The following is a 23,108-nucleotide window of genomic DNA, read 5'->3' on the forward strand; positions in this document are numbered from 1 at the left end:
CTATGGCACCCTTTGAAAACGAAGAGCTCAATAAAAATAATGTAGCCCCTCTAGAGCAAGAACCTTTATTGCATGTAAATCAGATTCAAGGTAATATCTTGGGTGGATTCAACAAAGACTTTCAGCAATTTCTCTTTTTCGAAATTGTTGACCCTAATTTGGCGAAACAATGGATTCAGTCCATCAGTTCACAGATTTCCACCACACAAGAGGTTGTGACGTTCAATCGTTTGTATCAAATGATGTGGGCCAGGAGAGGATCGGAACCAACTGGCTTAATTGCTACTTGGATGAATATTGCCTTTTCATATGCTGGACTAAAAAAACTGGTTTCGGAAGAATCACTTAAGGACTTTTCAAAAAATGGACCTTTTGCACTTGGAATGAAAAAGCGTTCGGGAAAGCTTGGAGACCCTAGGGACCAAACTTCGGAAGGGAACCCTAAAAACTGGGTGATTGGAGGCGACGCTAATTCCCCAGAGATTCTTCTCATTATTGCCAGTGACTCGGAGTTGGAGCTCGATAAAAAGGTGCAGGAGATAAAGAAGAATTCAACCATCGAAAGCGGCTTGAAATTAGTTTATGAAGAAGCTGGGAGAAATCGTAACGACCTGCCAGGGCATGAACATTTCGGTTTTCGGGACGGGATTTCACAACCAGCCGTAAGGGGACGTTTCTCCACTGCATCAGGAGATATGCTCACCAAACGTTGGATTGACCCATCAGATAAAGCATTTCTCACTAATGCAGAGCCGGGTGAAAAATTAGTATGGCCAGGGGAGTTCGTTTTCGGATATCCCAGCCAAAACGATCAATCTCTAGATCCAGTTCCCGTAGAGAACGAAGACTTGCCTATAAAATATGGTGTGCCTGTTTGGGCAAAAAACGGTTCCTTTCTGGTTGTGCGTAGACTTCGCCAGGATGTAGCAGGCTTTTGGGAATTTGTATTAGAGAAGGCCCAAGAGTTAAATATGTGCCCGACACTTATGGGAACGAAAATGGTAGGGCGTTGGCCAAGCGGGGCACCGCTTATGCGTTCTCCTGAAACAGATAACCAGGAGTTAGCTGAAGATAATCACGCAAACAACCATTTCTTATATGAATCTGATACTCCCAATATAAAATTGAGCCCCAACTTGAATTACGCTGACCCTTTCCCACAAGCGAAAGAAGATTCTTTTGGCAGACGGTGCCCTATATCGGCACATATCCGAAAGGTTAACCCAAGGGACTCGATTACAGATATAGTAAGTGAATTTTCCAGCCTGACCCGACGAATACTCAGACGCGGGATTCCTTTTGGCAGCCCACTAAACGTGAACCTTTCAATGCCTCCATATAACGATATGGAAAATGGTAACCGGGGATTGATGTTTTTGTGTTATCAGACCAGAATCGATTTTCAATTTGAGTTTCTGACCAAGGGATGGGCCAATTCACCAGAATTGCCTGTTGGCTCTAAATGTACTAACTCAGTCGATATTTGCCCGCCACCCGGAGAGGACCCAATTATTGGACAAAATGGTGATGGAAATAGGGGCCGCACTTTCACGTATACGACGAACAAATCGATGGATATCATGAAGGAGTTTGTTATTCCTACAGGTGGAGAATATTATTTCCAGCCCTCGGTCGATGCGTTGAAAACAGTCATAGGGAGCCAGGCTTAAACATAGATGCAGTCCATTGATGATAAATATTAATTCAAAACCCCGATCCTCCGTTACCGGACTTAATCGGGGTTTTATTGTACGTGTTCCTTTTTACACAAGTGATATGTTGGTTAAGCAAACTTATTTAGCCCCCCCTAAAACTTAGCAGAAGAGTGTAGAGCTGCTTTAATTTTTCCACATCATGCTCAAATCAATTGTATCAACATCACTATCATTCATATGTAATCCTAGTAAATCATTTAATTCACTAATAAGTACTTTACCTTCTACAACAACATGTTCTTTAATCATTTGCTGAATCGGTGAAAGCTCATCTCCATAATATTCATCACGGATATCACCTAAAATTTCTTCAATTGTTACCTAACCAGCTGTACCGCCATATTTATCATATAATACAGCAAATGGAATACGTTTCTTTTGCATTTTTCATAATAGATCATGTATTGGTATGGTTTCATTTGCTTCAATATCTCGTAAGTATATGGCTATGTAAGAAAGGTTTGAGGTCGCTTACTCTGGCACTCACCCAATTATAAATAGACAATCAGCTAAAAGGTATACAATCAAATATAGTATTATAAAAACTAAGTTTAAGATAAGGAGTGATTGTCTTTGTATTATCGTCAATATCAACATGAATATCCACCTGAATATTATGAATGTATGAAAAAATGCGAAAATCCACCTTATTCATACCCTTCTTATGAATGTGACATGCATTGTGCCCCTAAATACCCACCAAGACCTAGCTACTTGTCCATTCCATACTCAATGCAGACCTCACAAACACCTACAGCACTCTATGAATATAACCCTTACTCAATACTAGTAACTCGGCCTCCCTGGGAAAATGATTCTTGTTATATAGAATGTAGAAGATTGGGAGTGGATGATTATCACTGTCGAATTAGATGCGAGTGGTTGTAACAAACAAACTTAGAACAAAAATTAAAAAACCCATCTTATCTGGAGTGAACCCGAATAGTGGTACATGAAAAAACACCTCCTGAATTCGCATACTAAGTATGCAAATTCATTGGAGGTGTTTTTCGTTTGAAGACAAGAGTTCATTACCCAGAAGAAACAAAGTGGAAAGTCATTGAAATGAAGAAAGACGGTTATTCAAATCGTGCAATTATGGAGAAACTCGGAATTAAAAATGTTTCCCAAATTAAGACATGGATGAAATGGTATCGTACAGATCAAACGTATCGTTTTCAACAACCTGTAGGAAAACAATATTCTTATGGAAAAGGACCAAAAGAGCTCAGTGAATTAGAACAGCTACGTTTAGAAAATAAACATCTAAAAACAAAATTACTTGTATGGGGAAAGTATCTGGAAATCGAAAGGGGCTGAAACCAGAAACTGTAGTTACTTTATGGAGAAATGTACAAACAAAAATAACGGTAAAAGACTTGTGTAACGTATTAGAATTACCCCGTTCTACATTTTATCGTTGGTTACAACGAACGGAAGATCTGAAAGATGATATAGAAGAAAGAGTAAAGGACGTCTGTCTTAGGCATAAATTCCGGTATGGATATCGAAGAGTGACCGCTACTCTTCGAAAAATGGGACTGTGTGTCAATCATAAAAAAGTATTACGAATCATGAGACAAAATCATATTCTTTCAAAAGTGCGTCGAAAGAAAAAGAAATATATCAATGGTGCGGAACCAATGGTAGCCCCTCATCGATTGGAGCGCCAATTCGATGCATCCAAACCAAATGAAAAGTGGTTTACGGATGTGACGTATCTCTTATTTGGAGAGCGTACCTTGTATTTATCAACGATCATGGATGCCTTTAATCGTGAAATTATTAGTTGTGTCATCAGCGAATCACAAACACTGACATTAGCGATGAAAACATTGAAACAAGCAATGAGAGGGCGAAAAGTAAAAGATGTCCTTCTTCACTCGGATCAAGGAAGTATTTATACAGCAAAAGAATTTCAAGCGTATGCCAAAGAAAACGGCATGATCACCAGCATGTCCCGGAGAGGAAATTGCCATGATAATGCCGTCATGGAAAGCTTCTTTGGTCATTTAAAAAGTGAAGCTTTCTATTCACAAAAGATAACAAAAGTATCCAACACAACTGTGCGAAAGATTGTGCTAGAATACATTCATTACTACAATTGTGTGCGAATTCAAGAAAAATTAAACCACCTATCCCCTAAAGAATTTAGGGAACAAGTGGTTTAGGTGTTTTGATTGGTGTCCCGTTTTCGGGGTTCACTTCAATCTAAGGTGGGTTTTCTTATTTTATCCAATGCAACAAACTACATGAAAAGTTACATTCGTTTCGCTTATTTTACTAGGATTGTATAAAAAGCTTGTTATGCTAGGGGTAACTAAAAAATATGTTACATTCAAAACATTGATTTCAAAGAGATTGAGGCAATTGCGGATAACTTAAAAGAAACTAAAGACGTACAACCTATAGAACATTAGAGAAGTTAAATTATATAAAATAGGTACTAAAACGCCACTATTCAGAACTTGACTACATACTATTTCTTCTAGGTTTCTTGGCGTAAATAAGCAAAAAAGAGGAGAACCCTTCATATAGGAAACTCTACCGTTATAAATAGATTATTTCACGTGTAACTTTTCTTTTACTTTCGCAGAAGCTCGTCATTCTTCCCTCTTCCCAATCTGTTACACCTTTTTTATCAGAATGGAAAACGCGTAAGAATGCTTCTTTACGAAGTTCTTTAAATCCATTAAATTTCACTGCTTTTTCATTACCTTTTTCGTCAAACTCTTGTAATTCATAATTATACTCTGTGTATTTATTTCTTTCTTTAGATACACCCGACTTTATTTTAATTCTACAGTTATTGTTGGTGTAGTACTCCCAGCAAGTAGTTAAGATGTTATTTATTAAAATAAATCTTAATTCTCAATCAAAAGGCCCTTCCAAGGCATTAACAAGGGTTTCCGTTCCGCAAAATTAAGAAGAGAGAATAATTCTGGAGACGCACTGTGTGGCTCCCCATTAACATAATCGGGAGGGCCGTCCCATCCTTGCGTTAAATCGGCCTCTACCCCGTTCGCGTCTTCTCATGCTGTAATTTGATTATCAATCCAGCCGTGGAGCTTCCAGAAATGTTTATTAATGTGGCTAGAAAAAGGAGAACCAAGCCAATCATTAGATACGTCAAGATTGTTAGGATTTTCAGGTGGTTCAGTACTCCAGTGCATATGCATCCAACCATGAATTCCACCTTCTAATTCAGTACCAAAACTATCTAGTGATACCGTTCTTAGCCAAGTACGGTTAGCATATCTCTCATTTACGCGTTGTAGAGCCTTATTAGTAGTTTCTTGCTCCTTTGTGGTTCCAAAAATATCGGGATTAGGATTAGTTACCAGGGGCATAGGCCAAACTAAATCATTGTGATCCCAAGGTATATCTAGCCATGGAATTACAACATCTTTTTTATTGCTATGATGCCCATGTCCTCCATGTCCTCCATCTGGAGTGTTACCTTCAGCTCCCCAGGCATTAACCATCGCAATCATTTGTCTATGCATATACAAGAAATCGATACCTGAACCGGGTTGATTCTCAAAACGTGGAGCTTTCCAACCTTGTTCAATAAGCATCTCACGAACAGCAGGGTCCATATTATTCCATTCATTTTCGTTTCTAACGAAGTGCCAAAGACCATGATACATTCTTACACGATTTGATGCCAAACGCTGACGGACTACATCTGGTATGTCACCATACGCCATAATTATGTCTCCTTTCTCACTGTTATTATTGTATATTTTTTATAATTCTCTTATTTTCCTATAGTATACTGTTTAATCTATAATCTTATCATTTTTACAAATTTACTTGTATGCAATATTAATTTTTTTATCAATATGAACTTCATTACGTTGAAAGTTCTCTTTCAATTCCCAACTTTAATAGCAATAAATGATACGACTTTATCAGCTTCCCCGCTGCCATGACGAATTGTACAATGAATTATATAAATAGACATGCAAACACTTATTGAGAAAATAGTATGTACATCATTATGTTTTTCCACTTAAATAATTTTGAAGAAATAGTTATACAGTTAGGTTATGTAGTCTAATATTATCAATTAGAAGGGGTACTGATGTACTTTTTTCTCGTTGGAATCCAGATAATTACGAATATACCGATAATCATGTTGCGTTTAATTATCAATTAGGTTGATCCTATCTATGGGAATCTCTTGGTGAAAATGCAGTACCCTATCTAATTCGATTATTAAAACATAAATGCGCGACTATACGGTATTTTGCCGTAGTAAGTCTTGGAAGAATCACAACAGGAGACAGTACGCGTCTAGCGTTAGAAAAATCTTTAAAAGATGAAGATTCTAAGGTAATAGAATTAGCTCATTTGGCCTTGTACCGAACAAAATTGGTGAAACAATTTACGAAAAGACTCCATATTATTACCGAAAACTTATAGCTTGTTACGGAACCTAAATTTGAATCGGCTTCTGTTCCTGTGTATAAGGGTACGGAAGTAATCTCGTTACGATGGAATATCCCTAGTGCAATCGATGAAGAGGGACCATGGGGTGGTGCTTTATTATATAATCAAGTACAAATTTTGAACAGTGGAAAAGTCGGATATCTCCCAAGATTAGGTTTGGGTCTAATATAAAATAAATCACTGTTGTATGATATTGATAGAGAATTGAACTACTAACACTTTAAACAGTCCAGCAAGGTGTTAAGCGTTAAGTAGTTCAATTCAATCCATAAACAAACAGAAAGTTTAGTTTTTTCAGAAGATTATTTTCGTTTTCGTATTCGGTTTCATGCGGCTAAATTTGCCAACCAAGTACAGGACATAATATTTGTAATGTTCGCTGTTATCTAATTAAAAATTATTTTACAGATATAACTTTTAATCTAATTTAAGAACAAGACTACCAATGCTGATTTCCTTCATGCTCTTATTCCCCTACATTACTTGCCAAACTCCGGTAAATAGAATTAGCAAAAGCAAAGCGATCAAGAAATCCAGGGTCACCTGCAAGTTCAAATGAACACTCAAAAGCAATTACTGCTTGATAAATGCTCATTTTCTTTAAGCTTTCGTAACCACCAAAGGCATTCAAAAATGTCGCACCTACCCAACCTGTCTCTCCTTTTAAATCTTTCAAAATGTATTCAAGTTGAAACTGTAAATCCCATTCCCGACCATGGGCACTACTCTTTAATTTATCCCAACGTCCTGGAGTTTCCCACTGACCAATACCTCGTCCAGGTCCACCACGGTCTTGATACGTTGTTGGTTTCATTCTAGACTCTTGTTGTAAGTTACCCATAATACCAGCAGTTGCTGTAGCTGAAAAACCTTCATTTATAAAGAAATTCCAAACTTTATGATGGATTGAAGTTATTACAACATGTTCAGATGATATTGGTATGCTTGCGGTAGGTATAACGATTATAGTTCCTTCGCTAGGTTTATTATTTATTCCTGGATTCGCATCTTTAATCGTAGCTTGTTTTATTTTAAATTTTCTTGCTATTGCCTCGATGGTGTCATTACGGTTACCGTAGTGATGAACCCTATACAAGAACGCGCTAGCAGAATCGTTACTAGGTTCTCTTGCATCAATGGGGATATTGACCGTAGACCCAATTTCTAGATTCTTTGCGTCAATACCAGGGTTTGCTTTTTTCATCTCCTCCTCATTGACACCATATTGCTTTCCTATTAAAAACAGGGTCTCACCTTCTTGAACTATATGCTTTCGTACTTTAGGTGCGGCATTACCAGAATCCCCCGTACTAACCTCATCTAAATATTCAGGACGTCCAAAGCCAACGATTTTCCACTTTGGAGTTCCGCTAATGGAACGCTTACGACGTTGTACTTGTCCACCATCAGCGTTCGAACCACTTCCTGTGTTACCCTCGATAGTTTGTACGGTGTCACTATCAATAACTTTCTCTACCCATCCGATATGGCAAATGCGCTTGCCATTATGGAAGAATGCATAATCACCTTTTTGCGGGTTTGTGTACCACGCGCCTTTGTTCTTAAAAAAACTAGCATGATACGGAGTGTAAGCAAACTTACCGCATATATCCGTAGCCCCTACTTGATTTGCACACCATGCTTGAAACATATCACACCACGGTTGACCGTCTTGTCCGTACCACTTTCCGTATTTTGTTTTATTTGAATCAGCTGGCGTTTCGGTACTGCCAATTTCTGCTGCTATAACAGCGCCGAGCTCTGAAATTTTACATGCCATTAGTGATCGCCTCCTAGATATTTCGGGGTTTGTTCAGGTTGATTTTCTGGGTCTGCCTCAGATAGTCTATTATCAGTATCTTCCAGCAAACCTTGCTTGATAAGGTCCTCATCACTCATTATTTGATTTGTAGTATCTGTCATTACGTCTGAAAGGACTGACGTCAGTTCTTCTGAATAGTCATCGTCTCCTAGATATTTCGGAGTTTGTTCAGGTTGATTTTCTGGGTCTGCCTCAGATAGTCTATTACCAGTATCTTCTAGCAAACCTTGCTTGATAAGGTCCTCATCACTCATTATTTCGTTTGTAGTATCTGTCATTACGTCTGAAAGGACTGGCGTCAGTTCTTCTGAATAGTCATCGTCTCCTAGATATTTCGGAGTTTGTTCAGGTTGATTTTCTGGGTCTGCCTCAGATAGTCCATTACCAGTATCTTTCAGAAGTCCTCGCTTGATAAGTTCCTCATCACTCATTATTTCGTTTGTAGTATCTGTCATTACGTCTGAAAGGACTGGCGTCAGTTCTTTTGAAGCTTCTGTTTGGTATTGTAGTGTGTTTGCTGATCGTTGTCTTGTTAATCTGTCAGGCAGAATATTTTTGGACAAGTAACGATGGAACATGTATTCAAATAATGCAACACCAATAGCAGCGATGAGAGACATAATCAGCTCATCATCCCCGTATGTTAGGTTCTCACTCATCAACCAGATGACGACAAATGCCAAACCAAAATCAATAATTGTTGCCACGGTATTATTTGTTCTCGGTAATTTCAGTAAATCACCAATTAAATACGCTGCAGCACACAAAACAAGTGTTATTAAAAAGATGTTTCTAAATTGCATGTTAAAAAAGAAACCGAGAATGACGGACAAAAGGATAAGATTTGATACAAATTTTACTGCAAAAGCCTTAACATGTTTCATGTAAAGAACTCCTCCTTTTTTCGTAGTGTGCTAAAACTTTTAAAATTTTTTCAAGCTTCGAGTTCATATTTTAAATATTCACTCTTCTGTTTTCATCCTCACTTTTTCATTTATAAGAGATTTTAGAAAACACGACTTTATTAAGGGGAGTGAAATCTAACCATACCTATCATTTGTTATATAACAAGGTAATATAGGTGCTAGTTCTTACCAGAATGATTAAGGATAAAAAATACAAGTAACAAAGAAAAAAGCCCCATTGTGAGGATTTTTCTTTATTATAAATTAATGAGTTACGCAAGTTTGACCAAAAAGGAGTATATAAAAATGTCTCACACCGAAATCATTGATATAAAAGGTAAAGCATGCAAATAGGCCCTTATGTTATCTCACATAAGAGCCTGCCTAAATTGACAAAAAATTAGTGGTTCTGAGCAAAAACAATTGCAAAAATCTGGAGATTTTGCCAACGTAGAATCCATTAGTACCCACACCATGCGCAAAACCTTCGGCTATTGGTTCTATAAACAAAAGATGTAGCTATGTTACAAGAGATACTTAATCATAGTACACCACAAATTTAATTAGGATATATTGGAATCGTTGAGGAAGAAAAAGATAATATATCGGATACATTTCATATTTAAAACATTATAAAATAGTCAAAATAATTACTACTTTATTTCTTTATGAAATTCAATATAAAATCAGAATAACACTACCAATTCTCAACCATATTTTGACCTTGTTTAAAATAAAAAGATTAACTATTTGAAAATTTCAAATAATTGTTTTGTTATCCATTATTTTGTTTAGTTCTCCGCTGATTTAGTATCTTTCTTTACATTATATTGACTACTAACCATTATATTAGAGATAATAAATTTAATGATATAAATAATGCCATGGAGGTTTAGAATATGAAAAACATAATGGAATTCCTCAACAATCCATATATTAAATATCCATTAACTGTGATTTCAGCTATAGCTATAATAAAAACAGGTTATGATTTAGGGTCCTTTATTACAAAGTTAAAATATTTTTAAATCGTAAAAAAGAAATTGACTTTGTAACAAAAGAATAATTTCCTTAAATGATATAGAAAAAGCACTGCTGAAATCTTCAGCAATGCTTTCCCATTAAACGTGCTATGATAATGAAAGTCTATTTTTTCTACTCATGAGTTCTGTATACTCATATACATTTATTTTAGCTTTAAGATACGTTCTATTTCTTCCACACTCAACTTACTTGCTTTTGCAATAGTTTCAAGTGGTACACCAATTTCATGCATTCCTCGAATCATCTGCATCTTACCTTGCTCAATGCCTTTTTCCATGCCCTCTTGTTCTGCATGAGCTAACTTAGCTTGTTCATCTAGAAGTAATTTCTCTCGAGCTTCATATGCTGTTCGGAAAGAAGAATCATGGCTCATATTTTCCCATTTATTTATTGCCTTTTGTAAAATTGGATCTTGATTCATCGCAATCTCCTCCAATGTTTGAGTTAAATGTTCATCTTCATGTGCTGGTAATAATAACATCCAACGAACAAATGTATTTTCCCATGGGTTTACTTTTTCTTCACGCCATTGTTTTACTAATTTCGGTATCTCTACAAAATGGATTTCAATGTCGTCACTTAAGAGTTGCTGTAATTTTGTATTCCATAATTGTCCGATGGTATGAAATTCATCATCCTGAGAAAATAAAATAAAGTCTAGTAAGTTAATGGTAATTGTTTTCCGAAGTGAACGATATGGCATTCCTTCTTGCATTTGGGAAGTATAAAGTTTACTCCAGTAATATAAGGAGCGCTTCACCATATCATGTGTATTTCGAAGCTGGATTTCGATATTTACTTGCGCCCCATTATCCAGTGTTGCTAATAGGTCTAAAATCGATAACTTATCATCTTCATAAGATTTATGGAGATGTGGATCATCTAATTGTAGCGAAGTAATAGGTGCATCTAAAGATTCTTCTAAAATTGCATTTAGGAAACCCATTAAAATTTCCTCATTTCCTTTTGTTCCAAATAGCTGTTTAAAAGCAAAATCAATGCGTAAATTTACTAATTTAGTGGACATGGATTTCCTCTCCCTGTCTATATCATCTCTTATTACTATTGTACATAAAAAAAGGTAGAACATGCAAACAGGCTCTTACGTTACCTCACATAAGAGCCTGCCTACATTTACAAAAAATTAGTGGTTCTTAGCAAAAACAATTGCAAGTAACATCGTTTTTGCCCAGAACCTTTATTTTCATTTATTCTTTTTCCGGCCAAATTTTCGCATTTGGTTCTAATAACCACTTATGTTCTTCCTCCATGATACGATCATCCCATGGGTTATTCTCAAGGTGTCGAATCATCCAGCAAAAATACATTGCATATCCAGGCGCCGTTGCTTGTGGATGGTCTAACCCACCAGGAATTGTAATAAAGCTATTATGTACAACGCGATAAGCATCCTCACCAACCATTGCACATCCAAATCCCTGGGGTTTGTTAAAGCGATAATAATATACCTCTGGCTGATCATGGTGGTGTGGTGGATAACTGGACCATCGCCCTGGATAAGAAATAACCTCTCCTACTACCATATTAGAATACGCTGCATTGTTATAGTCAAAAATTGTACGAATAACACGCTGCGCTGTTCCCTCCCATACTCCATCTCCGGCTACAACACTTTGACACTCATTTGGAGTATATAACTTGGACGCAAATTCTTGATTATTATCGGTTTTTTGAACGAGCACTTCACTATCTAAAAGAGCAGTAATTGTAACCTTCACATTTTTAGCCACATGTAAGCACCAAGGGTTTTCTTCAAATACAGATTGTCTTTGAAGAACTTGTTCCATCCCTTCCCATTCTAAACGTATTGCCCCTTCTAGTAAAAGAACTGCCGTTTCATTCTTATTATCAAATAGCAACTCTTCTTTCCCATTAGACATCTTATATATGCCTATATCCATTAACATATCACTACCTTGACCGTTCATTTCTGTTAATACATTATACCCCTCATTTAATTCACCTAATTTTCCTAACATGGCTTTCTCCTCCTTTTATTTAATGGTTACTCTATCATTTTCTACTTTTGTCAGCTAACTAAATTCCGCATTTCTTTTAATTATTAATGAAGAAAGCTTTTCTGATTATGCTCTGTTTTCACTTCCGAATATTTGCATATGACTTTTAACGTTTTCGTATGCAGCCTCAATTACATCTTGATGATGCGTAAAGTAGTCTGAATAAGGAGTATTTAGGGCAGCAGTATTTACCACGGTAATTACATTCTGAAATGTGGCTGTTGCTACATTAATTTTACGAACACCATGTTGAATACATTGCTTGAAATCCTCTGGACTAATGCCAGATCCACCATGTAATACGAGTGGAATATGGACTACCTCATTAATTTCTTGTAGGCGGTCTAATCGTAAATCAGGATTTCCATTGTACATACCATGCGCATTTCCAATCGCAACAGCTAACGCATCTACGTCTGTTTCTTCTGCAAATCGTTTTGCTTCTGTAGTGCTTGTCAGCAACATTTCAATATCTTCTGACCCGTCCTCACTACCACCTACTCTGCCAATCTCAGCTTCTACTGTCGCTCCATACTGTTCCGCAAGCGCTACAATTTCTTTTGTCCTTTGGATATTCTCCTCTAATGGGAAGTGAGAGCCATCAAACATAACCGAACTAAAACCAATTTCTAACGTCTCTTTAATTGTTTCAAATGTTATACCGTGATCAAAGTGAACTGCTACTGGGACAGTCGCTTTTTTCGCCGCAGCTACCATCAAAGGACCAATCAGATGAATTGGCGAATGATTCAAACGAACTTCCGCAATTTGTAGAATAAGCGGTGAACTTAACTCTTCTGCAGCTTTGATAGCTCCCATTACCATTTCCATATTAGCAACACTGAAAGCTCCGACCCCATAATTCTCTTGATTTGCCTTAATTAAAATATCCTTCATTTGCACTAATGGCATTACACATTCACCTGTTTCAATATTATTTATAAATAGAAAACAAACGTCTCGTCTTTTTACTCCATTTGTAAGAGGACATGTTGATTGCCGAATCATTAACTTAGATATAGTCTCAAAATGCTGAAACTAAAGACCTGCTTTTTCTTGTATAAATTTCCGGGCTTTTAATGCGTATTCAAAAGGATTCGCTAAAGCTGGGTCTTGCTCTGCTTCTACCACAAACCACCCTTTATAATCAGAGTTTGCAAGAATATTAAACACTTCATCAAATACAATTACGCCATCCCCGGGAACTGTAAATGCACCATTCTTCACTGCCTGTAAGAAGCTTAATTCGTTTTCCTTTACAGCATCTACTACTTCCTCACGAATATCTTTTAAATGTACATGTTTAATACGAGGTAAATATTTTTTCAAAATATAAAGCGGCTCTTCTCCTGAAAAGACAAGATGACCTGTATCAAAAAGCAGAGATACCAGATTTGGATCTGTTATATCCATTAACTTTTCAATTTCTGCCGTTGTTTGAACCCCCGTGCCCATATGATGATGGTAAACAATATGTAGCCCCTTTTCCTGAGCTAATTTACCGAGGTGATGTAACCCATCTACAAGCTTATCCCACTCTTCGTCTGTAAAAACTGGCTTATTTTGAAATAACGGTACGTCCATTAAACCTTGAATACTATGCCCTTGCTCTGAAACAACGATAACCTTTGCACCCATGTCATGCAAAAAATCCCTATGCTTAATAAATTCTTGTACCGTCTCTTCAAGCGGCTTCGTTGTCAAGAATGTACTAAACCATGCACTAGCAATCTCCAAGTTTCGTAATTCCAAAGATTTTTTTAATACAACAGTATTTCTCGGATATTTATTCCCCACTTCACTTCCATTAAATCCAGCTAGTGCCATCTCACTAATACATTGTTCAAATGTATTTTCTGCCCCTAGCTCCGGCATATCATCATTTGTCCAAGCAATTGGTGCAATTCCAAGCTTAATTGTATTTTCTTTGAACATCCCCTTGTCTCTCCTCTTTACAAAATGTAATAGAATTTCGCCAAATTCTCTTAACTGGTCATTAAATAGAGAGCTTCCTAATCAATATGCATGTAGATAAAAAGCTCTCTTTGTGTCCTAATCTAATAAGACCTTGCCTGTTGCAAGTTACTTACTTTACTCTCGTACGCAGCTTGTACACTTTGACTTTTAGATACTTCTGCAACACCCACATGCCACCATGACTCGTATCCATTTGTCATTGTTTTTGGTAATACTTTAATATCAATTAATGTAGAAACTGTTTGTTTTTTCGCATCTATAAGCGCTTCCTGTAATTGTTCTAGTGATGTAACATGATATGTTTTCACACCATATCCAGCTGCGCTAGCTGCAAAATCAATTTTCATAATTGCCCCGTCTAATTTACGAGTTTGCTGGTTTCGGTAGCGAAACTCTGTTCCAAAGCTCCCCATTCCATTGCCCATTTGTAAGTTATTAATACAACCAAATCCGGAGTTATCAAACAATAAGACGTTAATTTTTTTGTTTTCTTGAAGACTTGTGACAAGCTCAGAATGAAGCATTTGGTAACTGCCATCCCCTACCATTGCATATACTTCCTTCAATGGTTCAGCTAACTTTGCACCAAGTGCACCTGCAACTTCATAGCCCATGCAAGAGTATCCATACTCCATGTGATATGTATTAGGTTTACTTGCTGCCCACATTTTTTGTAAATCACCCGGAAGACTTCCTGCCGCACCAACAATAATTGCATCTTCATCAAGTAATGTATTGATTTGTCCAATGACTGCAGTCTGTGTTAATTGTGTACCAAGTGCGTCTACATACTCATTTAACTTTCCATCAAAATGGCCTTCTACTTCTGGTGTGAAATCTTGACCTGTAAAGCGAATATTATGTAGACGTGATAATTCTGTTTCCCAAGACTCTTTTGCCTCTTCAATTTCTACTGTATAACTAGATCGATAATCAATTACTTGCAGTTCATCTATTAGAGCAAGAAGCGCTTCTTTCGCATCTGCTATAATCTTTAATGCATCCAGCTTATTCGCATGGAATTCTGAAATATTGATGTTTAAAAACTCAACTTCCTCATTTTGAAATAATTGTTTAGATGCCGTTGTAAAATCCGTAAATCTCGTCCCGATTCCAATAACAAGATCCGCTTCCTTTGCAATTGTATTAGCTGCTATATTTCCTGTTACCCCAATGCCGCCTAGATTATATGGATGATTACTTTCAATTGCACTTTTTCCAGCTTGTGTTTCTCCAAATGGAATGTGGAATGTTTCAGCAAACTGTTTTAACTCTTCTGCCGCTTCTGCGTATCTTACACCACCACCGCAAATCATAACTGGCTTTTTCTTTCTCTTAATCATTTTCACTGCATCCGCTAAGCTGGCTTTTATAGGTAGACGACGTTCAATACGGTGAACACGCTTTTGGAAGAAGTAACTTGGAAAATCCCATGCTTCCCCTTGGACATCTTGTGGTAAACAAATCGTTACAGCCCCTGTATCTGCTGGATTCGTTAAAACACGCATGGCTTGAATCATAGCTGTCATCAATTGTTCAGGACGATTTATTCTGTCCCAGTACTTACTTACTGCACGGAAAGCATCATTTGTAGAAATAGATAAGTCATGCGTTTGTTCAATTTGTTGAAGAACAGGATCAGGTTGCCTCGTTGCAAATACATCACCTGGAAGTAGTAAAACGGGAATATTATTTGCTGATGCTGTTGCTGCAGAGGTAATCATATTTGCTGATCCAGGACCAACAGAAGAAGTACATGCAATAATTTGTTTTCTATGTTTTTGTTTTGCAAAAGCCATCGCAGCATTTGCCATTCCTTGTTCATTTCTCCCTTGGTATACTTCTAACTCCCCTGCGTCTTCTTCTAAAGCTTGACCTAGGCCTACTACATTTCCATGACCAAAAATTGTAAAGATTCCCTTAATGAACTTTTGTTGCTTTCCATCAAATTCTACATACTGCTCGTTCAAAAATTTCACCAACGCTTGCGCCGTCGTCATTCTAACAGTTTGCATGTTATTTGCTCCTTTCTATCTCTAACAGTCATTCTGCATATGAAAAAGGAGTATTAGGAATTTGATAGACTCCTAATACTTCCTTCTTATGTTTTACTACTTGCTTTACTTTCGCTCACAAACAACTAGAAAGAGTCTACTTCTCTCTTAATAATTACTTTTCCCAACGAGATGTAAGCATTTTCTTTCTTGTATAAAACTCAACGCCATCAGTACCGTTCGCATGAAGATCACCATAGAAAGAGTCTTTCCAACCAGAGAACGGGAAGAATGCCATCGGCGCCGGAACCCCAACATTCACACCTAACATGCCTGATTCAATTGTTTCACGGAATTGGCGTACACTTGCCCCGCTATCTGTATAAATGCAAGCTCCATTTGCAAAACGAGACTCATTGGCAATTTCAATTGCTTCATCCAATGATTTCACACGAACAATAGATAAAACAGGAGCAAAAATCTCATCTTGCCAGATTTTCATTTCTTTTGTAACATGGTCAAAAATTGTTGGACCAACGAAGTAACCAGCTCCTTTTACAGCTGCATCTTCGCGTCCATCACGAACTAACGTAGCGCCCTGTTCTACCCCTGAATCGATGTAACCAATTGTGCGCTCTTTATGGTTATCACGAATAACTGGTCCTAAAAACACATCTTCATCAAGACCATTACCGATGACAATTTTGTTTGCTTCTTCTACTAATCTATTAACTAATTGATCTGCAATTTCTTCTTCTACTGTTACAACAGAAGCAGCCATACAACGCTCACCAGCTGAACCGAATGCAGCACTAATAATTTGCTTTGTTGCTAGTTCAAGATTCGCATCATTTAATACAATGGAATGGTTCTTCGCACCTGCTAATGCTTGTACGCGTTTTAAGTTTTCTGTTCCTTTTTTGTATACATATTCTGCTACAGGTTGAGAACCTACAAACGAAATTGCCTTCACTAATTTATGTTCCAATAGACCGTTTACTACATCGTGAGCGCCATTTACGATATTTAATACACCTTTTGGTAAGCCCGCTTCTTCAGCTAATACTGCTAATCTTGCTGCTAGAAGTGGTGTACGCTCTGAAGGTTTTAATACAAATGTATTGCCACAAGCAATTGCAAGTGGGAACATCCAGCATGGAACCATCATTGGGAAGTTAAAAGGTGTAATGCCACCTATAACACCAATTGGATAACGATACATACCAGACTCAATACCTGTTGCAATATCCGGTAGCTGTTTTCCCATCATTAATGTCGGAGCACCCGCTGCAAACTCCACACACTCAATACCACGAAGAACTTCACCGTAAGCCTCGTTATAGCTTTTTCCGTTTTCAATCGTAATAAGTTTCGCTAACTCTTCCCAGTTATCTACTAGTAATTGTTGATATTTAAATAGAATACGAGCGCGCTTTGGTACTGCAGTTTTAGACCAAGATTTGAAAGCTTCATTTGCTGCTAATACAGCTTGTTCAACATCTACTTTTGTTGAAAGTGGTACTTGAGCGATTACTTCTCCTGTTGCAGGATTATAAACAGCTTCCATCTTAGTTGAAATGGATTCTACCCATTCGCCACCAATGTAGTTTTTTACAATTTGTGCTGTTTGTACTGTCATATTTATTCTCTCCCTTTTATGTAATGTAGAAGCGTCCAATAGGATACGCCTTTACTTGATTATTGATTAATGATGTTTCTATACCAATTCCTCAGCCGTTTCCATGAATGCAGAAATCTCTGCCCTTGTTGGCATTGCATCAGAACAGCTATGTTTCGAAATAACGATTGAAGCAGAAGCGCCACCTAATCGCATCGCTTGAGGAATCTCAAGCCCTTGCATTAGGCCATAAATAAACGCAGCAGCATACGAGTCGCCAGCGCCAAACGTCTTTAACACCTTTGTTTTAAAGATACCGCCGCGGTGAGATTGACCGTCTCTCGTATAAGCGATTGAACCATCCCCGCCGTGCTTAATTACGACGATTTTGGCATGATGAGAAAACCATCTTTCAGCCGTAACTTGGTCATTAGATTGTTCGTAGTTTAATAGTTTTTCCATCATATCGAATTCTTCACGCGTTCCAATAATGACATCAGATTTTTCAGCCGCTAGGTTGTAATACACAGCCGTTTCAGCTTCTGACTGCCATGTATAAGGGCGGTAATCTACATCAAAAAATACAACTACATCATACTTACGCGCATATTCTAATGCTAAAAATACCGCCTCGCGAGAAGGACTTTTCGCTAAAGCTGTTCCTGAAATTAAGAGTGCTTTTGATTGTTTAATATAGTCCTCTGATACCTCTGTTGGATCAAGGTTTAAATCTGCGACATTGTCGCGGTACATTAAAATACTGCAATCTTCAGGGCTTTTAATTTCTGTAAATGCTAGACCTGTCACTGCACCTGTACAATCGATACGTATCTGATCTGTATTAATATGATTATCCTTTAGGTACCCAGTAATAAAGCGGCCCATTTGATCATCGGACACTTTACCGATAAATCCCGTTTGTAAGCCTAGACGAGCCGCACCAATCGCAATATTCGCAGGAGATCCTCCCACATATTTAGTAAACGTTCTTGTTTCTTCCATAGGACGTTGTGTTTCATTGGCATTTAAATCAACGCATAAACGTCCAACTGCAATTAGGTCTAATGGACAATCTTCTTTAAAAATAAGTGGATTCATTATTACTACCTCCCATGCTTTATCGTTTTCCGACAAAAGACTCCTCCCTCAAAAATGTGAAGGTGCAAAACACCAATTTTAGGTGGGAGATGAATGTCGGTTGGCATAAGCCAACATGTTTGCTACTATATACTTGTACAGATTGCTCTTTGAAAACTGAAGATATGAGGTTGGTTGCAGAAAAACGTTGCAACCGTAAAATCTTCAACGTTCTTTCGCCCCACGTTTGCTGAAGTTGCGAAAACCAAGCTAAAGTAGGAAACGTGGTGAGTCAACGTACAAGATGCTTATGTTTTCACCGTAGGGACTACGGGCGGCGCCTGCTAAGATAACTGTTGGATACATCGGTGTTCGCAGGAATCTCCCACTTCAAACAGTCCGTAAGGACGTTAAGTGGTGAGTAGTTCAAAAACCTACTATTCATTACTCTTTATCTATCTAGAAGTAAGCGCTCTCTTTATTGATTTAATGCAGGCTGTTTATGTTCAATTTGTACAGGTTTTCCTGTTAGTAAGGATTCCTTCGCAGCATTCGCAATTCGCTCTGCTTGTAATCCATCATTACCACTGCAAATAACAGCTTGTCCTTCTATAATTGACTTTGTAAATTGTGTTACTTCCTCAATGTAAGCTTGCGTGTAGCGCTCTAAGAAGAAATAAAGCGGCTTATCTTTTACAATACCTTCTGTTTTTGACACTTGAACTGTTGTCGGGCAGCAATTATCCGCAGCAACCGCGCCCTTTTCACCAAACACTTCAACACGCTGGTCATATCCATAAACAGCTTGGCGGCTATTATCAATTACTCCTAAAGCTCCATTTGCAAATTTTAATGTGACAATTGCTGTATCCACATCATTTACTTCCTGAATGGATGGATCAATTAATGTTGTTCCATATGCAAATACTTCAACGACTTCACTATTCATCACATAGCGAGCCATATCAAAATCATGAATCATCATATCCATAAACAATCCGCCTGAAGAGCGAACATATTCTATACTTGGCGGTTGTGGATCGCGTGACGTAATTTTTAAGATATGCGGCTGCCCCACTTCACCTTGTTGAATCAGATCATAAACTTTCCTGAAGTTCGGATCAAAACGACGATTAAATCCTACTTGAAGAGATACTCCCTGTTCTTTTACCACTTCTAATGCTTCTAATGTCTCTTCTACTGAGAAACTAACAGGTTTTTCACAGAAAATATGTTTTTTCGCAAGAGCTGCTTCTTTAATAATTTGCGCATGTGTATTTGTTGGTGAACAAATACAGACAGCATCAATTTCTGGATCTGCTAATAAATCCTGATAATTTGTAGTCAGAGTAGAAATCCCTTTATCTTGAGCCCACTTTTCTAGATGACTAATTACTACATCTGAAACCGCTTTAATTTTCACTTGTGGCATAAGCTGCAAATTATCAACATGTAGTTTCCCAATTCGTCCAGCACCAATAATCCCAATTTTTAAAACGTTCATATGATTTCTCCCTCTATATTAAAATTTAAGAAACGAAATGAAAGTCTATAGGGTTTAGCGTATCAAATTAGTTAAGCGCTTCCCCTATTTTTCTTCATTATACACACTTGATTTTAAATTGAAAACATTTTTATTTTTTTGAACACTTATCTTTTCATCCGAATTTTAAATTCCCTCAATTTACGTATTACATAAAAATAAAATTAATAATTAGATATAAATACTCTAAAAAGCTACAAATATATTCTTTTAAAATACTGATATAACAAAGAAAATCAAGCCCTTTAAATAGTGATCCCCCATCTATAAGGTATTTCTTTCTTTTCATACTCACCATTATTTGAATCTCCAATAAGTAAATAGAATGCTTCTATAAAAGAAAGTTGTAAATTGTCAAAAAATTTAATTGACGACCCCATAATGTAAGCGTATACTTTTTTTATCAAAAAGAATTAAGCGCTTAACCAAAAAAACTTATCGGTGGTGGGAGAATGAACGCTATTAGTTCAAACAAAACATTTATGGACAAGATTGGCATCCCTTCTAATTTAACTTGGGGATACATAGGAATTATCGTTTTTATGATTGGGGACGGGTTAGAACAGGGATGGTTATCCCCTTATCTCGTTGAAAAAGGATTAACGCTAGAACACGCTGCTTTCTTGTTTACTATTTACGGAATTACTGTATCTGCTTCTTCTTGGTTTTCGGGGGTATTTGTACAAATGTGGGGACCAAGAAAAGTCATGACGTTTGGTTTAGTATCATTCATTTTAGGTTCAATCGGGTTCATAGGTATAGGAATTCAACATATGAATTATCCAGTAATTTTAATTTGCTACGCACTACGAGGATTTGGTTACCCCTTATTTGCTTATTCTTTCCTAGTTTGGGTATCTTACAGCACTCCTCAGCAAATGCTTTCAAGAGCAGTTGGCTGGTTCTGGTTCGTATTCCAGCTAGGGCTTAGTGTGATAGGAGCCTTTTATTCTAGCTATATGGTTCCGAAAATCGGAGAAATTGCTACTCTATGGAGCGCTTTAATTTTTGTTGTCGTCGGGGGATTGTTCTCAATTGTTGTAAATAAGGACAGATTTAAAGCACAAACCGTAAGCGCTAACAAATCAAGCGAATTACTAAAAGGCATTACTATCGCATTTGAAAATCCTAAAGTTGGTATAGGCGGTATTGTAAAAATTATAAACTCGGCCGCTCAGTTTGGATTTGTTGTTTTCCTACCTACCTATATGATGAAATATAATTTTACGATGACTGAATGGCTTCAAATTTGGGGTACTCTATTCTTTGTAAATATGGTGTTTAATATTATTTTTGGTATTGTTGGAGACAAGTTTGGTTGGGTAAATACAATTAAATGGTTCGGAGGAGTCGGTTGCGGAATTGTAACCCTTGCACTCTATTATGTACCACAAATGGTAGGACATAATTATTGGGCTATATTATTTGTTGCCTGTTGCTATGGAGCGACACTTGCCGGTTATGTACCTCTTACAGCATTAGTACCATCTTTATCTCCTGAAAATAAAGGAGCTGCAATGTCTGTCTTAAATTTAGGTTCAGGATTATCAGCATTCGTTGGGCCATTAGTAGTAACTGCCTTCATCGGTCCATTAGGTGTTGGCGGCGTGATGTGGATCTTTGCTGGTTTGTATTTCTTTGGTGCATTTTTAACTCATTTCCTTACTATTCCAAAGGAAAATGAAATGAAGCAGGATTTAAATACGAAAAGCGGTGAGCAATTCTCTGTATAACTCCTAAATATAAAAGAAGGTCATCATAGCTGTATATGGTTAAGATGACCTTCTTTTTGTTACATTCAAATAGGCTATTAAAAAAGATATCATGTAATATCCTTTACTGAAGATCGCTCTACTAACTGAGGAATAATTGTAATTTTTTGCTTAGCATGCTCCTTCATTTCCATTGTTTTTAACAGTTGTTCAAACGTACAGGCTGCCATTTGTTTAATTGGCTGTTCAATTGTTGTTAACCCTGGATCTGCAATCTCAGCATAGATTGTATTATCAAATCCGATAATTGATAAATCCTCTGGAATTGAAAGCCCTTGTTTTCTTGCTTCATTCATAAGGCATATAGCAATCAAATCTGTACAAGCAAAAACAGCTGTAGGCCTGTTAGGCAAATGAAGTAATTCCTTACTTGCACGTTTACTATCTTCCACTGTCGAATAGCAACTAATAATAGCATCATCATCTAACGAAATCCCTGAATCCATAAGAGCTTGTTTGAAACCGGTCAATCTCCCTAAGCTACTTTTTCTATCCTTCTCCATCATAATCGTTAAAGATGTATGGCCTTTCTGCGTTAGATAACTTCCAGCTAGATAGCCTCCCCTCATATCATCAGTTGTCACAACATGAGTCGTGATGGAAGGATGATCTACAGTGAATAATACAAGTGGCAAATCTCGATTCACAATTTTTTTAACAAGTTTATAATCATTTAGCTCCGTCGCAATAATAATGCCATCTACTTGCTTTTTAAATAATAAATCAATGTATTCATGCTCACGTTTTGTTTGATGGTCTGTACTACATAAAATGAGTGTATACCCTGATTCTCGTGCACTATTTTCAAAAGCTCTTGCTACTTCTGCAAAAAATGGGTTTGAGATATCTGGGACAAGTACCCCAATTGTATATGTTTTTTTACCTGTTAACGCTGCTGCTACACTACTAGGCTGGTAATCTAATTCATCCATTACCTGATTTACTTTGTTTATTGTTTTTTCACTAATACGACCAGTTTGATTAATTACCTTGGATACAGTTGCTATTGATACACCTGCTTTTTCCGCAACATCATAAATTGTTGGTTTCACTTTGATTGTCCCTTCTTAATCATCTTTTTCTATATTTTATCATAAATATATTTTGCTTCTTGGTACACAAATGGAATTCTTTTAAAATTTGTAAG

At 37.1% G+C, this 23,108-nt stretch carries 16 protein-coding genes and 2 pseudogenes; 4 read left to right on the forward strand and 14 right to left on the reverse strand.

Going from position 1 to position 23,108, the window contains the following annotated elements:
• The first annotated feature begins 2 nt into the window (after window positions 1–2).
• Window positions 3–1,670 carry a Dyp-type peroxidase gene (locus MHI26_RS29785; protein ID WP_061667174.1) on the forward strand — a complete coding sequence of 556 codons (1,668 nt, stop codon included), beginning with the start codon at window positions 3–5 and terminating at the stop codon, window positions 1,668–1,670.
• A gap of 171 nt (window positions 1,671–1,841) precedes the next feature.
• Here MHI26_RS29785 and MHI26_RS29790 read toward each other — a convergent pair.
• Window positions 1,842–2,177, reverse strand: a pseudogene (locus MHI26_RS29790) (hypothetical protein); the annotation flags it as partial.
• A gap of 552 nt (window positions 2,178–2,729) precedes the next feature.
• Between MHI26_RS29790 and MHI26_RS29795 the strand changes: the two are divergent.
• A protein-coding gene (locus MHI26_RS29795; RefSeq protein WP_097821174.1) for an IS3-like element ISBt2 family transposase occupies window positions 2,730–3,886 on the forward strand; the annotation gives its coding sequence in 2 pieces (ribosomal slippage) (window positions 2,730–2,982 and window positions 2,982–3,886; 1,158 coding nt in all).
• Window positions 3,887–4,265: 379 nt separating this feature from the next.
• Here MHI26_RS29795 and MHI26_RS29800 read toward each other — a convergent pair.
• The 4 genes from MHI26_RS29800 to MHI26_RS29815 form a co-directional block, all read right to left on the reverse strand.
• Complete coding sequence (locus MHI26_RS29800; RefSeq protein WP_192797700.1) at window positions 4,266–4,574, reverse strand: YxeA family protein; 309 nt, start codon at window positions 4,572–4,574, stop codon at window positions 4,266–4,268.
• 173 nt (window positions 4,575–4,747) lie between these two features.
• Window positions 4,748–5,425: a hypothetical protein gene (locus tag MHI26_RS29805; protein ID WP_061667172.1), complete on the reverse strand. Its 678-nt coding sequence runs from the start codon at window positions 5,423–5,425 to the stop codon at window positions 4,748–4,750.
• Window positions 5,426–6,636: 1,211 nt separating this feature from the next.
• Window positions 6,637–7,950: a phage tail tip lysozyme gene (locus MHI26_RS29810; RefSeq protein ID WP_061667171.1), complete on the reverse strand. Its 1,314-nt coding sequence runs from the start codon at window positions 7,948–7,950 to the stop codon at window positions 6,637–6,639.
• Window positions 7,950–8,876, reverse strand: coding sequence for a YndM family protein (locus MHI26_RS29815; RefSeq protein WP_061667170.1), 927 nt, complete (start codon window positions 8,874–8,876; stop codon window positions 7,950–7,952). The genes MHI26_RS29810 and MHI26_RS29815 overlap by 1 nt, the downstream gene beginning before the upstream one ends.
• A 438-nt stretch (window positions 8,877–9,314) precedes the next feature.
• On the opposite strand from MHI26_RS29815, the pseudogene MHI26_RS29820 reads away from it, so the two are divergent.
• A pseudogene (locus tag MHI26_RS29820) lies at window positions 9,315–9,523 on the forward strand (tyrosine-type recombinase/integrase); the annotation flags it as partial.
• Between the two features lie 560 nt (window positions 9,524–10,083).
• Here the strand turns inward: MHI26_RS29820 and MHI26_RS29825 are convergent.
• The 8 genes from MHI26_RS29825 to iolG all read right to left on the reverse strand — a co-directional run bounded on the left by MHI26_RS29825 (window position 10,084) and on the right by iolG (window position 20,150).
• Complete coding sequence (locus tag MHI26_RS29825) at window positions 10,084–10,968, reverse strand: Rpn family recombination-promoting nuclease/putative transposase (protein WP_061667169.1); 885 nt, start codon at window positions 10,966–10,968, stop codon at window positions 10,084–10,086.
• A 181-nt stretch (window positions 10,969–11,149) separates the two neighbouring features.
• The gene (locus tag MHI26_RS29830; protein WP_061667168.1) at window positions 11,150–11,941 is read right to left on the reverse strand and encodes a 5-deoxy-glucuronate isomerase; all 792 of its coding nucleotides are present in this window, start codon (window positions 11,939–11,941) and stop codon (window positions 11,150–11,152) included.
• Window positions 11,942–12,046: 105 nt separating this feature from the next.
• Window positions 12,047–12,892 carry a class II fructose-bisphosphate aldolase gene (locus MHI26_RS29835; RefSeq protein ID WP_061667167.1) on the reverse strand — a complete coding sequence of 282 codons (846 nt, stop codon included), beginning with the start codon at window positions 12,890–12,892 and terminating at the stop codon, window positions 12,047–12,049.
• A gap of 126 nt (window positions 12,893–13,018) precedes the next feature.
• Window positions 13,019–13,915 carry a myo-inosose-2 dehydratase gene (gene iolE / locus MHI26_RS29840; protein WP_061667166.1) on the reverse strand — a complete coding sequence of 299 codons (897 nt, stop codon included), beginning with the start codon at window positions 13,913–13,915 and terminating at the stop codon, window positions 13,019–13,021.
• 122 nt (window positions 13,916–14,037) lie between these two features.
• On the reverse strand, window positions 14,038–15,972 hold the full coding sequence (iolD, locus tag MHI26_RS29845) for a 3D-(3,5/4)-trihydroxycyclohexane-1,2-dione acylhydrolase (decyclizing) (protein WP_061667165.1): 1,935 nt from the start codon (window positions 15,970–15,972) through the stop codon (window positions 14,038–14,040).
• 154 nt (window positions 15,973–16,126) lie between these two features.
• The gene (locus MHI26_RS29850) at window positions 16,127–17,590 is read right to left on the reverse strand and encodes a CoA-acylating methylmalonate-semialdehyde dehydrogenase (protein WP_061667164.1); all 1,464 of its coding nucleotides are present in this window, start codon (window positions 17,588–17,590) and stop codon (window positions 16,127–16,129) included.
• 78 nt (window positions 17,591–17,668) lie between these two features.
• A complete protein-coding gene (iolC, locus tag MHI26_RS29855; RefSeq protein ID WP_061667163.1) occupies window positions 17,669–18,667 on the reverse strand; it encodes a 5-dehydro-2-deoxygluconokinase in 999 nt (332 codons plus the stop codon).
• Between the two features lie 457 nt (window positions 18,668–19,124).
• Window positions 19,125–20,150, reverse strand: a complete 1,026-nt coding sequence (gene iolG / locus MHI26_RS29860; protein WP_061667162.1) for an inositol 2-dehydrogenase — start codon at window positions 20,148–20,150, stop codon at window positions 19,125–19,127.
• A gap of 491 nt (window positions 20,151–20,641) precedes the next feature.
• On the opposite strand from iolG, the gene MHI26_RS29865 reads away from it, so the two are divergent.
• Window positions 20,642–21,922: an MFS transporter gene (locus MHI26_RS29865; RefSeq protein WP_061667161.1), complete on the forward strand. Its 1,281-nt coding sequence runs from the start codon at window positions 20,642–20,644 to the stop codon at window positions 21,920–21,922.
• A gap of 89 nt (window positions 21,923–22,011) precedes the next feature.
• On the opposite strand, the gene MHI26_RS29870 is transcribed toward MHI26_RS29865, so the two are convergent.
• On the reverse strand, window positions 22,012–23,013 hold the full coding sequence (locus tag MHI26_RS29870; RefSeq protein ID WP_048565530.1) for a LacI family DNA-binding transcriptional regulator: 1,002 nt from the start codon (window positions 23,011–23,013) through the stop codon (window positions 22,012–22,014).
• Window positions 23,014–23,108: the final 95 nt, after the last annotated feature.

It is taken from the genome of Bacillus sp. FSL K6-1218 (assembly GCF_038006445.1).
Lineage (GTDB): Bacteria > Bacillota > Bacilli > Bacillales > Bacillaceae_G > Bacillus_A > Bacillus_A thuringiensis_S.

Bases quoted from the DNA above. Each gene is read 5' to 3' on its own strand.
- MHI26_RS29805 (WP_061667172.1), bottom strand. From the start codon at position 5,425: ATGGCGTATGGTGACATACCAGATGTAGTCCGTCAGCGTTTGGCATCA.
- MHI26_RS29865 (WP_061667161.1), top strand. From the start codon at position 20,642: ATGAACGCTATTAGTTCAAACAAAACATTTATGGACAAGATTGGCATC.
- MHI26_RS29785 (WP_061667174.1), top strand. From the start codon at position 3: ATGGCACCCTTTGAAAACGAAGAGCTCAATAAAAATAATGTAGCCCCT.
- MHI26_RS29850 (WP_061667164.1), bottom strand. From the start codon at position 17,590: ATGACAGTACAAACAGCACAAATTGTAAAAAACTACATTGGTGGCGAA.
- MHI26_RS29830 (WP_061667168.1), bottom strand. From the start codon at position 11,941: ATGTTAGGAAAATTAGGTGAATTAAATGAGGGGTATAATGTATTAACA.
- MHI26_RS29825 (WP_061667169.1), bottom strand. From the start codon at position 10,968: ATGTCCACTAAATTAGTAAATTTACGCATTGATTTTGCTTTTAAACAG.
- MHI26_RS29815 (WP_061667170.1), bottom strand. From the start codon at position 8,876: ATGAAACATGTTAAGGCTTTTGCAGTAAAATTTGTATCAAATCTTATC.
- MHI26_RS29835 (WP_061667167.1), bottom strand. From the start codon at position 12,892: ATGCCATTAGTGCAAATGAAGGATATTTTAATTAAGGCAAATCAAGAG.
- iolD (WP_061667165.1), bottom strand. From the start codon at position 15,972: ATGCAAACTGTTAGAATGACGACGGCGCAAGCGTTGGTGAAATTTTTG.
- iolE (WP_061667166.1), bottom strand. From the start codon at position 13,915: ATGTTCAAAGAAAATACAATTAAGCTTGGAATTGCACCAATTGCTTGG.
- iolC (WP_061667163.1), bottom strand. From the start codon at position 18,667: ATGAATCCACTTATTTTTAAAGAAGATTGTCCATTAGACCTAATTGCA.
- MHI26_RS29810 (WP_061667171.1), bottom strand. From the start codon at position 7,950: ATGGCATGTAAAATTTCAGAGCTCGGCGCTGTTATAGCAGCAGAAATT.
- iolG (WP_061667162.1), bottom strand. From the start codon at position 20,150: ATGAACGTTTTAAAAATTGGGATTATTGGTGCTGGACGAATTGGGAAA.